This is a genomic window from Pantoea sp. BL1, from assembly GCF_000963985.1.
Classification (GTDB): domain Bacteria; phylum Pseudomonadota; class Gammaproteobacteria; order Enterobacterales; family Enterobacteriaceae; genus Pantoea; species Pantoea rwandensis_B.
Genome location: NZ_JZRH01000043.1, coordinates 58,473 through 71,643, shown reverse-complemented (window position 1 = coordinate 71,643; position 13,171 = coordinate 58,473). Strand labels below are relative to the sequence as shown.

The following is a 13,171-nucleotide window of genomic DNA, read 5'->3' as shown; positions in this document are numbered from 1 at the left end:
AAAAGCCGGCGTATTCGCCGGCTTTTTTATTGCATATTTGTCGTATTCAGTAGGTCAATCGACCCTGCTTCACCAGCCACTCACGCACCAGGAACAGCGCACTGACATTCCGGGCTTCACGGAAATCTGGCTCTTCCAGCAACGCCAGCAGGTTATTGAGCGGCCAGCGGTGAACAATCAGCGGTTCAGGTTCATCCCCTTCCAGCTTCTCTTCATACAGCCCTTCTGCCACCACAATGTTCATTTTGCTGGAGAAGTAAGACGGTGCCATAGTGAGTTTACCCAGCGCTTCGAGTTTTCGGGCACCAAAGCCGGCTTCTTCTTTTAACTCACGGTCTGCGGCTTCAAACACGCTTTCGCCTGGGTCGATTAACCCCTTAGGAAAACCCAACTCATAGCTTTCCAGCCCTACGGCATATTCCTGAATCAGGATCACATCATCACCCAGAATCGGCACAATCATCACCGCTTCCCGGTTGGAAGGTTTCATACGCTCATAGACACGGCGTGCACCGTTACTGAAAGCGAGATCAACCGCTTCAATAGTAAACAAGCGGGAGCGGGCCACCGCTTCCACGTTGAGGATGTCAGGTTTTTTCATTGGAGTTTTCATATCAGCCTCAAACTTAGCACAGCCTTGTGAATCGCGATGACGCCAGCATACCGAAGCCCGCAGCAATGTGCGACACGCAGCGCAGGGAAAGCATCGTGACACACATTTGCTTACGTCTGCTAACAACTTATTGTTATCTATACACTTAAATTTTCACAATAAGTCAATGGGGTTTTGTTAAATTCAGAAAATACCGATATTTAATTGAGTGTCCTGTGGTTAACATCCCATTAAGGAATAATCTAACAAATTATAATTCAATGATTTTGTGCGTTATTTTATCTGAGTTTTTTCTTGTAAGAATGACTTCTGCTCGCCAAAATTGACTGGTAATAATGGTTCCACCGGGAGCACATCGTAAACGTGAAGGCAGTTTTTTGGCTGGATTGAGCAAAGCATGAGCACTTTTATCATCATTCTGGCTGTCATGCTGGCCTGCTCTCTGATAGCAGGAATAGGTTATTGGTACGCTATGCGGCATCGTCCGCCGTTGGCGAAACCGCTGCCGTTTATTAGTCCCCCCTGCCGCAAACTCACTGATGAAGAACGTCTCGCCGTTGAAGCGTACATTGCGTCCCTGGCGAAACAGCAAAAACAGAATACTGCCCGCTCCTCAAAGAAGTCGCGTGAGACCGAATGCCTGACGCTCACGGCGCAGAGCAACAATGTTTATCCCGTCACGCGTTCCATCACTCGCTATGGCCTCTCAACGGATGATGCGCATCAATGGCGCTACTACCTCGATGAAGTGGAAGTGCATCTGCCACCGCTGTGGGAGCAGTACATTGCGGAAGAGAATTATGTTGAGCTGATCCGCACACAAACGCTGCCACTGGTGATCTCACTCAACGGTAACTCGTTAGTGAATTATGCCGTAGAACAACCCGCCTTGCCGCCGATGGTGCGTTCAATGTCGACCAACGCCTCTATTCGTAAAGAGGAGAGCGAAAATGTCGAGTTGCTGCAGGTGCGTAAAGAATCGCCGGAAGAGTACCGCCTATCGCGGCCAGATGGCACGCGCGAGGCCATTGTTATCTGCTTTGCCTTCCTGCTGTTCTTCCTCAGCCTGGTGCTGCCCGGAAGCCTGATGGTGTGGATTGCCCTGCCAGCCTGCGCAATGATCGCGGTTAGCTTGTGGTTCCTTTACCGCTTCCCGGGTGAAAAAGGGCTGCGCGATGTGCACTGCTTGCGCGGAGCACCGAAACGCTGGGGCCTGTTTGGTGAATCCAATCAGGAGCAGAGCAATATCTCGCTGGGCATTATCGATTTAATTTATCCCGCCCACTGGCAACCCTATGTGGCGCACGATTTGGGCCAGGTGACGGATGTCGACATCTATCTGAATCGGCAAGTGGTGCGCCAGGGGCGTTTCCTCTCACTGCACGATGAGGTTCGCAATTTCCCGGTTCAGCGCTGGCGCAAAAATCTGGTTCTGGCTTGTGGTTCGCTGGTGGTCCTGGTGATGCTGTTTACCTGGATTCCGCTCAGTATGCCGATCAAGCTCAGCCTCGCATGGGTAAAAGGCACCGAAAGCATTGAAGTGAATAGCGTGGATAAACTCAACGCCCTGCCGCTGCACATCGGTGACAACCTGAAGGTGAGTGGAACCGGCATGTGTTCCGTACCGGGCAACTATCAAAGCAATCGCAGCTATGCGTATATGCCGTTCGACTGCTCAGCCATTTACTGGAATAACGCAGCACCTCTGCCGCAGCCGCAGTCAAATATCATCGATAAAGCTGCCGCTCTGCTTGATACCACCACACGTCAGCTGCATCCGGAAACCAACACCGATCCGAAACTCAATCCACAGCTCGCCTCCGCGATTCAGAAATCGGGCATGATTCTGCTGGATGATTTCTCTGATTTAGTGCTGAAAACACAGGATCTCTGCAGCCAGCAGCAAGATTGCGTCCGGCTGAAAAATGCCCTGGTGAATCTGGGCAATGCTAAGGATTGGGATTCACTGATCCACCGCGCTGATTCCGGCAAGCTTAACGGCATGAACGTGCTGTTACGCCCGGTCAGTGCGGAAGCGCTGGAGAACCTGGTGAATACCGCGACCTCGACCTTCTTCTCGCGTGAAACCCGTCGTGCAGCAGAAAATCTGAATAGCCCACCACCGGGCGGCTTCCTGATAATGAGTGATGAAGGCCGTCAGATGGTGAACCAGCCACAGCCTTCCGTGTCGCTGTTTGATCTTGATGCGCCGTCGCAATGGCGCGAATTGCAACGCATGTCCGGCATGCTGTTGCACACGCCGTTTGCTGCCAACGGCATTATTACCAGCATCACCACTGACGCTAACGGCACACGCCACATTGCGTTGCACAATGAACCGGATGCGATGGCGCAATGGCGATACCTCGGTACCGCATTATTGATGCTGGTGCTGATCCTCTGCGGCGTCGCCAATGGGCTGCTGGCACTGCGACGTGTGCATCGTAATCGCCTGCGCATGGTTGAAATTCAGCAGTATTACGACAAGTGCTTCAATCACAATCTGAGCACTATGCAGAGCGTGCGCTCACTGTTCTGAGCCCTTCCCTTCTGTGCTACCCTGTCGCCCTGTTTTTTAGGGCGAGAGAGTATGACGATGACGCTAAACTGGTCCGGGATTGATACCGTGCTGCTGGATATGGATGGCACGCTGCTCGATCTCGCCTTTGACCGCCATTTCTGGCTGGAGCACGTTCCGGAAACCCTGAGCCGCGAGCGAGATATCACGCTGGCCGAAGCACACCAGCTGATTCAGCAAAAGTATCAAGCCGTGGTGCATACGCTAAACTGGTATTGTCTTGATTACTGGTCGCAAGAACTGGCCTTGGATATCCGCGCCATGACATGGGAAAAGCGCCACCGTGCGGCCATGCGCGAGGATACGCTGCCGCTACTCCAGGCACTGCGTGCTGCGGGTAAACGCACCATCTTGCTGACCAATGCGCATCCGTACAACCTCGAGGTAAAGCTGGAGCAAACCGGTTTGGCTCCCCACCTTGATTTATTACTTTCTACCCATACCTTTGGGTATCCGAAAGAGGATCCACGTCTCTGGCAGGCCGTGCAGCAGCAAACTGCATTCGATAGCGAACGCACGCTGTTCATTGATGATAGCGAAGCGATCCTTGATGCAGCGGCACGCTGGGGCATTCGCTGGTGTTTAGGCGTCAGCAATCCGGATTCCGGTCGGCCCGATCAATCTTTCCAGCGTCATGCTGCAGTGCGAGACTATCGCCAGTTGTGTGAAACGCTGCGTTAAAGCAGGAGCCGCAATGAAAGAAAAAACCAGCGAAGGTGTCCGCCTCGATAAATGGCTGTGGGCTGCGCGTTTTTATAAAACGCGCGCGCTGGCTCGCGAAATGATCGATGGCGGTAAAGTGCATTACAACGGCCAGCGCAGCAAACCGAGTAAAATCGTGGAATTGCAGGCCGAGCTAACGCTGCGCCAGGGTAACGATGAGCGAACGGTGGTGATCACCGCCATAGGCGATCAACGCCGCCCAGCCACTGAAGCGCAAGCAATGTATGCGGAGACCGCCGCCAGCATTGAGAAGCGTGAAAAAACGGCACTGGCGCGCAAAATGAATGCCCTGACCATGCCGCACCCCGATCGCCGCCCGGATAAAAAAGAGCGCCGCGATCTGATGAAATTTAAATTGTCGGGCGATGAATAACCGTCGCCCCAACGAGAGAAACACTATGTCTGTTCAAGATCAACTGCACCGTTACCTGTTCGAAAATGTCGCCGTTCGCGGCGAGCTGGTCAACGTATCCGAAACCTGGCGTGAGATTGTCAAAAACCACGACTACGCCGAACCGGTGAAAAACCTGCTGGGTGAATTGCTGGTCGCGACCAGCTTGTTGACCGCAACGCTGAAATTCGATGGCGACATCACCGTTCAGTTACAGGGCGATGGTCCACTGACATTGGCGGTGATCAACGGCAACAACAAACAGGAATTACGTGGCGTTGCACGCGTGAAGGAAGATGCCGACATTGCACCGGGCAGCAGCCTGAAAGAGATGGTAGGCAACGGCTATCTGGTCATCACCATTTCTCCGGAAAAAGGCGAGCGTTATCAGGGCGTCGTCGGTCTGGAAGCCGATACGCTGGCTGGGTGCCTGGAAGATTACTTCATGCGTTCTGAGCAGTTGCCAACTCGCCTGTTTATTCGTACCAGCGATAAAGGCGCCGCCGGTATTCTGTTGCAGGTTCTGCCTGCACAAGAGCCGAGCCAGGATGATTTTAACCATCTGGCCACTCTGACCGAAACCGTGAAGAGCGAAGAGCTGATTGAGCTGCCCGCGACGGATGTGCTGTGGCGCTTGTATCACCAGGAAGAAGCCACGGTGTTTGATCCGACGCCGGTCAGCTTCAAATGCACCTGTTCACGTGAACGCTGTGGCGAAGTATTAAACACGCTGCCGGTTGAAGAAGTGGACGAAATTCTCGAAGAGGATGGCAAGATCGATATGCACTGCGATTATTGTGGCTCGCACTATGTTTATGATGCTGTAGACATTGCTGCCATTCGTAACGCACCAACGCCTAACAGCGATCAATTGCACTAATCCCCCTACGGGCGGCATCGCCGCCCGCATTCCTGTCAGGAATGAACTCATCACTTTTTCGCGAAAATTAACTACCTTATACTGACTTTAGTTTCTTAAGTGGCGGATTTCTCTGCTTGTCACGTTCCAGCTCGCATTTTTAACTCTCCTCACTTTTACGCCCTGCTCAGACGTGTACACTGCGCGCGATCTGCCCTGTCCGGCTATGCGCGGCAGAACGCAGAATCTCTCATAAAAATGCTATGAAGCACCGATTTAAGGAGCAGCCACATGCGCGTTCACGGCCTGACATCGCAAGCCCTTGCCGCTTTGGGCATCAGCAACACCACAGAAGTGGTGTACAACCCTGACTTTGATACGCTGTTTCAGGAAGAAACCCGCCCGGAACTGGAAGGTTATGCGCGCGGCACCCTGACGCAAAGCGGCGCCATTGCCGTGGATACCGGCATCTTTACCGGGCGTTCGCCAAAAGATAAGTACATCGTGCGCGATGACACCACGCGTGACACCTTATGGTGGAATGACGTTGGAAACGGCAAAAATGACAACCAGCCGCTGTCGCAGGACACCTGGCAGGCGCTGAAAGATCGCTGCACGGCGCAACTCTCTGGCAAACGTCTGTTTGTTATCGACGCCTTCTGCGGCGCGAATCCGAATACCCGCCTGAGCGTGCGCTTTGTGATGGAAGTGGCCTGGCAGGCGCATTTCGTCAAAAACATGTTTATCCGCCCTGATGAAGCCGAGCTGGCCTCCTTTAAACCGGATTTTGTGGTGATGAACGCCGCGCAGTGTACCAACCCAGACTGGCAGGTTCAGGGGCTGCACTCGGAGAACTTTGTCGCCTTTAACCTCACCGAACGCATGCAGCTGATTGGTGGCACCTGGTACGGCGGCGAGATGAAAAAAGGTTTGTTCGCCATCATGAACTACCTGTTGCCGCTGAAAGGCATCGCGTCAATGCACTGCTCGGCGAACGTGGGTAAAGCGGGTGACGTTGCGGTATTCTTCGGCCTGTCTGGCACCGGTAAAACCACGCTGTCCACCGATCCCGACCGCCAGCTGATTGGCGATGACGAACACGGTTGGGACGATGATGGTGTCTTCAACTTCGAAGGTGGCTGCTACGCCAAAACCATCAATCTGTCGGAGAAAGCTGAGCCGGAGATCTATCGCGCTATCCGCCGTGATGCCCTGCTGGAGAACGTCGTGGTGCGGGCAGATGGCAGCGTTGATTATGCTGATGCCAGCAAAACTGAAAACACCCGTGTTTCCTACCCCATTGAGCATATTGAAAACATCGTGCAGCCGGTCTCCAAAGCGGGCCATGCGCAACGCGTTATTTTCCTGACCGCTGATGCCTTTGGTGTGCTGCCGCCGGTTTCACGCCTGACACCGGAACAAACCCAGTATCACTTCCTGTCGGGTTTTACCGCCAAACTGGCCGGCACCGAGCGCGGTGTCACCCAGCCAACGCCGACGTTCTCAGCCTGTTTTGGCGCGGCCTTCCTGACGTTGCATCCAACGCAATATTCCGATGTGCTGGTGAAGCGCATGGAAGCAGCGGGTGCAAAAGCGTATCTGGTGAATACCGGTTGGAATGGCAGCGGTAAACGTATTTCACTGAAAGATACCCGCGCCATCATCAATGCGATTCTGGCGGGTGAGCTGGACGACGTAGCGACGGAAACGCTACCGGTATTTAACCTGCAGATGCCAGCGACCCTGGCGCAAGTCGATGACGCGATTCTGGATCCACGTCGTAGCTGGCCGGATGAAGCCGCGTGGCAGGAGGCAGCGCAGGGGCTGGCGCAGCGTTTTGTCACCAACTTTGAGAAGTATACTGATAACGATGCAGGCAAGGCGCTGGTTCAGGCTGGGCCGCAGTTGTGATGTGAATGAGCCGCCAAATGGCGGCTCATTGATACGAAGTCCAACGCGTTGCATCGATCTGAGCGAGGCATTAACTGTGATGCGTACTGACTAACGCTGTACTGTTATTTTCCGGAATCGGCAACCACGCGCGAATGCGCAATCCGCCATGCTCGCTCTCACCTATCTCCAGCGAGCCTTCATGCGCATCGATAATACGCTGCACAATCGCCAGCCCTAAGCCGGTGCCGCTGGTGCTGCGTGCGCTATCGCCACGTACAAAGGGCTGGAACAGATGCTGAAGCTGATCGGGTTTAATACCCGGACCATCATCTTCCACCTGGAACCAGGCGCGATTGAGTTCCTGACCGCTGCTGACTTTGATCCAGCCGTTACCATAACGCGCGGCATTCACTACCAGATTCGCCACGGCACGCTTAATCGACAGCGGGTTGATATCCAGCATCAACTCTTCCGGCATCACCGCATTCTCAATCTCACGCTCATAGCCGCTTTCCGCCGCCACCACTTCACCTAGCACGCTGTTGAGATCGGCGCGTTCGGTCTGCATCTCCTGCCCTGTACGCAGATAGTCGATGAACTGCTCGATGATGGCGTTGCACTCTTCGATATCTTTATTGATCGACTCGGCCAGATAGCCATCCTGTTCACTCATCATCTCGGTGGCGAGACGAATGCGTGTTAAGGGGGTGCGCAAATCATGGCTCACCCCCGCCATCAGCAGCGTACGGTCATCGGCGAGCTGTTTGACGCCCGCCGCCATCTGGTTAAAGGCTCGGGTGACGGAACGCACTTCCGATGCGCCATACTCACGCAGAGGAGGAGGAATGATGCCTTTACCGACCTGAAGCGCTGCGTGCTCCAGGTCGACCAGGGGTCGGTTCTGAATACGGATAAACAGCCAGGCCCCGCCGATCGCCAGCAACATAATCGCCAGGGTGTAGCGGAACAGTGGCGAGAAATCGCCCTGATGGATTTCAGTCAGCGGTACACGCACCCAGATGTCTGGCGACAACCAGGTTTTCAGCCAGACCACGGGGGAATTCTTGTTAACCTCGACACGGACATCAGTCGGGCCACCCAGCTGTTGCGCCATCTGCTCGCTAAGGAATTCGTAATGCTGTGCCCAGCGCAGGCCACTCTCTTCTGCCGCTGCGTTGGTGTACAACGAAATACCCAGTTCACGATAAATTTCACGCCGGAAGGCAGGTGGCACTTCCAGTTGCGTGCCATCTTCCAGCTGCAGTCGATCGGTCATCAACATACGCACTTCGTAGGCGAGGACTTTATTGAACTGCTGCAAACTGGGAAGAATGGCGAAATTCAACACCACCAGATAGGTCGTTACCAGGCTGACGAACAGCAAGGTAACGATCAATAACAGGGTGCGGGCAAACGAACTGCGAGGAGAGAAGCGCAATCGCCTCATGCTTTACTGCCGTCCGGAACGAAGACGTAGCCAAGACCCCAAACGGTCTGGATGTAGCGCGGATGCGCCGGATCTTCTTCTACCATGCGACGCAGACGGGAAATCTGCACGTCGATAGAACGTTCCATCGCACTGTATTCACGGCCACGCGCCAGGTTCATCAGCTTATCGCGTGATAACGGTTCACGCGGATGGCTCACCAGCGCTTTCAACACCGCAAACTCACCACTGGTCAACGGCATTGGCTCATCTTCACGGAACATTTCACGCGTGCCGAGGTTCAGTTTGAACTTACCAAAGGCGATAACCGCTTCTTCCTGTGAAGGCGCACCTGGCAATTCATTGGCCTGACGGCGCAGCACGGCACGAATACGGGCCAGCAGTTCACGTGGGTTGAACGGCTTAGGAATGTAGTCATCAGCACCGATTTCCAGTCCGACAATACGATCCACTTCTTCGCCTTTTGCCGTCACCATAATGATCGGCATCGGGTTGCTCTGGCTGCGCAAACGGCGGCAAATGGACAAGCCATCTTCGCCTGGCAACATCAGATCCAGCACCATTAAATGGAATGATTCACGGGTCAGCAGACGATCCATCTGCTCGGCGTTGGCGACACTGCGCACCTGAAAGCCCTGCTCGGTGAGATAACGTTCGAGCAGTGCGCGCAAACGCATATCATCATCGACGACCAGAATTTTGTAGTTCTCTTGCATTGTTCAACTCCCAAAGGCGCCATTGCCTGAGTCAATATTGTGTAAAAAAGATGCCTGCATGTGACAGTTATTAATGGTTTATATTCTAGCCGAAATTGTTACAAAGCATATTAAACAGCAGCTTATATCTAATTTAAGCCCTGAAATGCGCGTTGTCTCCCGCTTTTTATCGGGGCTTTCCAGCCGCTTAGCGCTAATCCGAAAATTTCCGTGGTTTTCTTTTCGAAAATGGATCACCAGGCCACAGACCGCTCGTTATCACAGCATTTGGGACCATTTGACTTAAGTCGGCAGGCCAGAATCGTTCGATAGGCGATCGTTCGCAGCATAATATCTGGCTCTTTTCGTTTTCAGTGCTCATCTGCTCTCGGAACAATACGCATCTCGCGCCTGATAAGGCCAGCGTTAAATAAAGTCTGATTAATCAGTTACTCATCAGCACTTTCTTCCCGCATAACGATCTCAGAAACTGCAAGGGTTCCTGCTGAAATTGCGCATCTTTGGAGAGAGAAAAATGAAAAAAACTGCGGTCTTGCTGAGTGCACTGGTGCTGGTCAGCCTTTCTCAGGCTCATGCTGCCACTAACGCGGGCGAAGCGGCGGGAGCCCAGGCTTCCACCACTGCCAAAGGCAACTCAGATGCGATTGGCGTGGGTGCGGTAGGTGCTTTACTGGGTGTGGCATTAGCGACCATGGGCGGCGGCGACAAAGGTACCAGCAGCACATCGACCACCACTGCGACCACACCAGGAAAATAATCCGAACGTTTCAGGCGCGGCAAGGCTGCGGCGCTTCCCCCTCTTACTGCCAGCCCCTTTCGCCACCGGAGAATAAGTTGCACCCAAGGCTTTTTTACCCAAGCCATTATTCTCCGCCTCTTTTTACTCTGGGTTTTTCACGTACTCGATGCGGTTAACAAACCAAACCTTCTGTCCTTCTGGGGTATTCACCACCACTTCGTCATCCACCTCTTTCTTGATCAGCGCACGGGCCATCGGTGAATCAATGGAGATGTAATCCTTAACCGCATCGCCATAGATTTCATCCGGCCCCACAATGCGAAACCGCTTTGCATCACCCTGTTCATTTTCCACCTCAACCCAGGCACCAAAGAACACCTTTCCTTCCTGTTGCGGCGCATAATCGACAATTTTCAGATCGGCGAGGCACTTGCGCAGATAGCGTACACGGCGGTCAATCTGCCGCAACAGGCGTTTGTTATAGGTGTAATCGGCGTTTTCCGAACGATCGCCAAGGCTGGCCGCCCAGGAGACAATTTTGGTGATTTCCGGACGCTTTTCGTTCCACAAATGGTCGTGCTCGGCACGTAATTTGTTATAGCCTTCGCGGGTAATCAGTTGGGTTTTCATAACATCTACTCGTGGCAACAATGTGTCTTTACAGCAAAGAGGCCAACAATAAGCGACTGCATTGCTATCAGCAAGGTGTGCGCAGCGATGTGCGTGCTGCATTCAGAAAAAGACGGATTCGCCTGTCCCCGGCTGGCAATTTGCCGCCCCAATCCGTATAACTGTCCCCTATTTTCCAACCCTGTGTAAGCATTGTTAATGATGATGAAAGATTCACTGAGCCAGATTATCGCAAGTGAGCTGAAGGCACGCGCCGACCAGGTTGACGCCGCTGTACGCTTGCTGGATGAAGGGAACACCGTGCCATTTATCGCACGTTATCGTAAGGAAGTGACCGGTGGGCTGGATGATACCCAGTTGCGTCAGCTGGAGAGCCGCCTTGGCTATCTGCGTGAGCTGGAAGATCGCCGCCAGTCAATTCTGAAATCCATCGATGAGCAGGGCAAACTCACCCCAGAACTCGCCACGGCCATCAATGGCACGCTGAACAAAACTGAACTGGAAGATCTGTATCTGCCGTATAAGCAGAAACGTCGCACGCGTGGGCAGATCGCCATCGAAGCGGGCCTGGAGCCACTGGCTGAAACGCTATGGAGCGATCCTTCTCAGGAACCCGAGTCATTGGCTGCAAACTTTGTGGATGCGGATAAAGGCGTCGCCGATGTGCGCGCAGCGCTGGATGGCGCACGTTATATCCTGATGGAACGTTTTGCCGAAGACGCCACGCTGCTGGCAAAAGTGCGTGATTATCTGTGGAAAAACGCGCATCTGGTGGCTCGTGTGGTGGAAGATAAAGAGGAAGAGGGCGCGAAATTCCGCGACTACTTCGATCACCACGAACCTCTCAGCACCGTCCCTTCCCACCGTGCGCTAGCGATGTTCCGTGGTCGCAATGAAGGCGTGCTGCAACTCTCTCTGAACGCCGATCCACAATTCGAAGAAGCGCCGCGCGAAAGCCACGGTGAAACGCTGATCGCCGATCATCTGCAACTGCGTCTGAACAATGCTCCGGCAGACAGCTGGCGTAAAGCGGTGGTGAGCTGGACCTGGCGCATCAAAGTGCTGCTGCATCTCGAAACCGAATTGATGGGCACCATTCGCGAACGCGCAGAAGATGAAGCGATTAACGTATTCGCCCGCAATCTGCACGATTTGCTGATGGCGGCTCCGGCAGGCATGCGCGCCACCATGGGCCTCGATCCGGGCCTGCGTACCGGCGTGAAAGTCGCGGTGGTGGATGCCACGGGCAAACTGGTGGCACATGACACCATCTATCCGCACACCGGACAGGTGGCGAAAGCCGCATCGGCTGTGGCAGCGCTGTGCATCAAACACCAGGTGGAGTTGGTGGCGATTGGTAACGGTACCGCTTCACGTGAAACCGAGCGTTTCTTCCTCGACGTGCAGAAGCAGTTCCCGCAGATCAACGCACAGAAAGTGATTGTCAGTGAGGCTGGCGCATCGGTCTATTCCGCATCTGAACTGGCCGCGCTGGAGTTTCCGGACCTGGATGTTTCCATTCGCGGCGCCGTCTCCATTGCGCGTCGCTTGCAGGATCCGCTGGCCGAACTGGTGAAAATCGATCCGAAATCCATCGGCGTCGGCCAGTATCAGCATGATGTGAGCCAAAGCCAGCTAGCGAAGAAGCTGGACGCGGTGGTGGAAGACTGCGTAAACGCCGTCGGCGTGGATCTGAATACCGCTTCAGTCGCCTTGCTGACGCGCGTGGCTGGCTTAACCCGCATGATGGCGCAGAACATTGTCACCTGGCGCGATGAGAACGGCCGCTTCCAGAATCGCCAGCAGCTGCTGAAAGTCAGCCGTCTTGGGCCAAAAGCTTACGAGCAGTGCGCCGGCTTCCTGCGCATCAATCACGGCGATAATCCGCTGGACGCCTCCACCGTGCACCCGGAAGCTTACCCGCTGGTCGAACGTATTCTGGCCGCGACTGAACAGGCTCTAAGCGAACTGATGGGCAACCCGGGTGGGTTGCGCGATCTCAACGCGCGCGACTTCACCGACGAGCGTTTTGGTCTGCCAACCGTCACCGACATCATGAAAGAGCTGGAGAAACCCGGGCGCGATCCCCGTCCGGAATTCAAAACCGCGCAGTTTGCCGAAGGCGTGGAAACGCTGAACGATCTGCTGCCGGGCATGATTCTGGAAGGCGCGGTCACCAACGTCACCAACTTTGGTGCTTTCGTGGATATCGGCGTGCATCAGGATGGTCTGGTGCACATCTCTTCACTGTCAGACAAGTTCGTCGAAGATCCCCATCAGGTGGTGAAAGCGGGCGATATCGTCAAAGTGAAGGTGATGGAAGTGGATATGCAGCGTAAACGCATCGCCCTCACCATGCGTCTTGACGAGCAGCCCGGCGAGAGCAATGCGCGCGGCGGCAATAACCGCAGCAGCGGCAAAGAGAATGCACGTCCCGCCGCTAACAGCAAAGGACGCGGTAAACCTGCCAATGCACCTGCAGGCAACAGCGCGATGGGTGATGCGCTGGCAGCAGCATTTGGCAAAAAACGCTAACGCCCAGCCCTGAATAACGCGCGGAGGCGGCTTCGCTCCGCGCGTAC

The 13,171-nt window shown here is 54.3% G+C and carries 11 protein-coding genes; 7 read left to right on the top strand and 4 right to left on the bottom strand.

Annotation, left to right across the window (positions count from 1 at the left end):
- Nucleotides 1-46: 46 nt before the first annotated feature.
- Nucleotides 47-613, bottom strand: a complete 567-nt coding sequence (gene nudE, locus VH86_RS18785) for an ADP compounds hydrolase NudE (protein WP_038644276.1) — start codon at nt 611-613, stop codon at nt 47-49.
- A gap of 397 nt (nt 614-1,010) precedes the next feature.
- On the opposite strand from nudE, the gene VH86_RS18780 reads away from it, so the two are divergent.
- The 5 genes from VH86_RS18780 (at nt 1,011) to pckA (ending at nt 7,075) form a co-directional block, all read left to right on the top strand.
- Nucleotides 1,011-3,152, top strand: a complete 2,142-nt coding sequence (locus VH86_RS18780) for an intracellular growth attenuator family protein (protein ID WP_045833780.1) — start codon at nt 1,011-1,013, stop codon at nt 3,150-3,152.
- A gap of 51 nt (nt 3,153-3,203) precedes the next feature.
- On the top strand, nt 3,204-3,872 hold the full coding sequence (yrfG, locus tag VH86_RS18775; protein ID WP_038644273.1) for a GMP/IMP nucleotidase: 669 nt from the start codon (nt 3,204-3,206) through the stop codon (nt 3,870-3,872).
- Nucleotides 3,873-3,885: 13 nt separating this feature from the next.
- Entirely contained in the window at nt 3,886-4,287 is a 402-nt protein-coding gene (hslR, locus tag VH86_RS18770) for a ribosome-associated heat shock protein Hsp15 (protein WP_038644272.1), read from the top strand.
- 25 nt (nt 4,288-4,312) lie between these two features.
- Nucleotides 4,313-5,185, top strand: a complete 873-nt coding sequence (hslO, locus tag VH86_RS18765; RefSeq protein WP_045833779.1) for an Hsp33 family molecular chaperone HslO — start codon at nt 4,313-4,315, stop codon at nt 5,183-5,185.
- 270 nt (nt 5,186-5,455) lie between these two features.
- Nucleotides 5,456-7,075 carry a phosphoenolpyruvate carboxykinase (ATP) gene (gene pckA / locus VH86_RS18760; protein ID WP_045833778.1) on the top strand — a complete coding sequence of 540 codons (1,620 nt, stop codon included), beginning with the start codon at nt 5,456-5,458 and terminating at the stop codon, nt 7,073-7,075.
- 70 nt (nt 7,076-7,145) lie between these two features.
- Here pckA and envZ read toward each other — a convergent pair whose 3' ends face one another.
- Both envZ and ompR read right to left on the bottom strand, forming a co-directional pair.
- Nucleotides 7,146-8,504 (bottom strand): two-component system sensor histidine kinase EnvZ, encoded by a 1,359-nt coding sequence (gene envZ / locus VH86_RS18755; protein WP_034819650.1) that lies wholly within the window; start codon nt 8,502-8,504, stop codon nt 7,146-7,148.
- The gene (gene ompR, locus VH86_RS18750) at nt 8,501-9,220 is read right to left on the bottom strand and encodes a two-component system response regulator OmpR (protein ID WP_001157751.1); all 720 of its coding nucleotides are present in this window, start codon (nt 9,218-9,220) and stop codon (nt 8,501-8,503) included. The genes envZ and ompR overlap by 4 nt, the downstream gene beginning before the upstream one ends.
- 514 nt (nt 9,221-9,734) lie before the next feature.
- Here ompR and yjbE point away from each other — a divergent pair.
- On the top strand, nt 9,735-9,977 hold the full coding sequence (gene yjbE / locus VH86_RS18745; RefSeq protein ID WP_045814069.1) for an exopolysaccharide production protein YjbE: 243 nt from the start codon (nt 9,735-9,737) through the stop codon (nt 9,975-9,977).
- Between the two features lie 123 nt (nt 9,978-10,100).
- Here yjbE and greB read toward each other — a convergent pair whose 3' ends face one another.
- Nucleotides 10,101-10,589, bottom strand: coding sequence for a transcription elongation factor GreB (greB, locus tag VH86_RS18740; protein ID WP_045833777.1), 489 nt, complete (start codon nt 10,587-10,589; stop codon nt 10,101-10,103).
- Between the two features lie 204 nt (nt 10,590-10,793).
- Between greB and VH86_RS18735 the strand changes: the two genes are divergently transcribed.
- A complete protein-coding gene (locus tag VH86_RS18735) occupies nt 10,794-13,124 on the top strand; it encodes a Tex family protein (protein ID WP_045833805.1) in 2,331 nt (776 codons plus the stop codon).
- Nucleotides 13,125-13,171 lie beyond the last annotated feature (47 nt).

Bases quoted from the DNA above. Each gene is read 5' to 3' on its own strand.
- yjbE (WP_045814069.1), top strand. From the start codon at position 9,735: ATGAAAAAAACTGCGGTCTTGCTGAGTGCACTGGTGCTGGTCAGCCTT.
- yrfG (WP_038644273.1), top strand. From the start codon at position 3,204: ATGACGATGACGCTAAACTGGTCCGGGATTGATACCGTGCTGCTGGAT.
- hslR (WP_038644272.1), top strand. From the start codon at position 3,886: ATGAAAGAAAAAACCAGCGAAGGTGTCCGCCTCGATAAATGGCTGTGG.
- pckA (WP_045833778.1), top strand. From the start codon at position 5,456: ATGCGCGTTCACGGCCTGACATCGCAAGCCCTTGCCGCTTTGGGCATC.
- nudE (WP_038644276.1), bottom strand. From the start codon at position 613: ATGAAAACTCCAATGAAAAAACCTGACATCCTCAACGTGGAAGCGGTG.
- greB (WP_045833777.1), bottom strand. From the start codon at position 10,589: ATGAAAACCCAACTGATTACCCGCGAAGGCTATAACAAATTACGTGCC.
- envZ (WP_034819650.1), bottom strand. From the start codon at position 8,504: ATGAGGCGATTGCGCTTCTCTCCTCGCAGTTCGTTTGCCCGCACCCTG.
- VH86_RS18780 (WP_045833780.1), top strand. From the start codon at position 1,011: ATGAGCACTTTTATCATCATTCTGGCTGTCATGCTGGCCTGCTCTCTG.
- VH86_RS18735 (WP_045833805.1), top strand. From the start codon at position 10,794: ATGAAAGATTCACTGAGCCAGATTATCGCAAGTGAGCTGAAGGCACGC.
- hslO (WP_045833779.1), top strand. From the start codon at position 4,313: ATGTCTGTTCAAGATCAACTGCACCGTTACCTGTTCGAAAATGTCGCC.
- ompR (WP_001157751.1), bottom strand. From the start codon at position 9,220: ATGCAAGAGAACTACAAAATTCTGGTCGTCGATGATGATATGCGTTTG.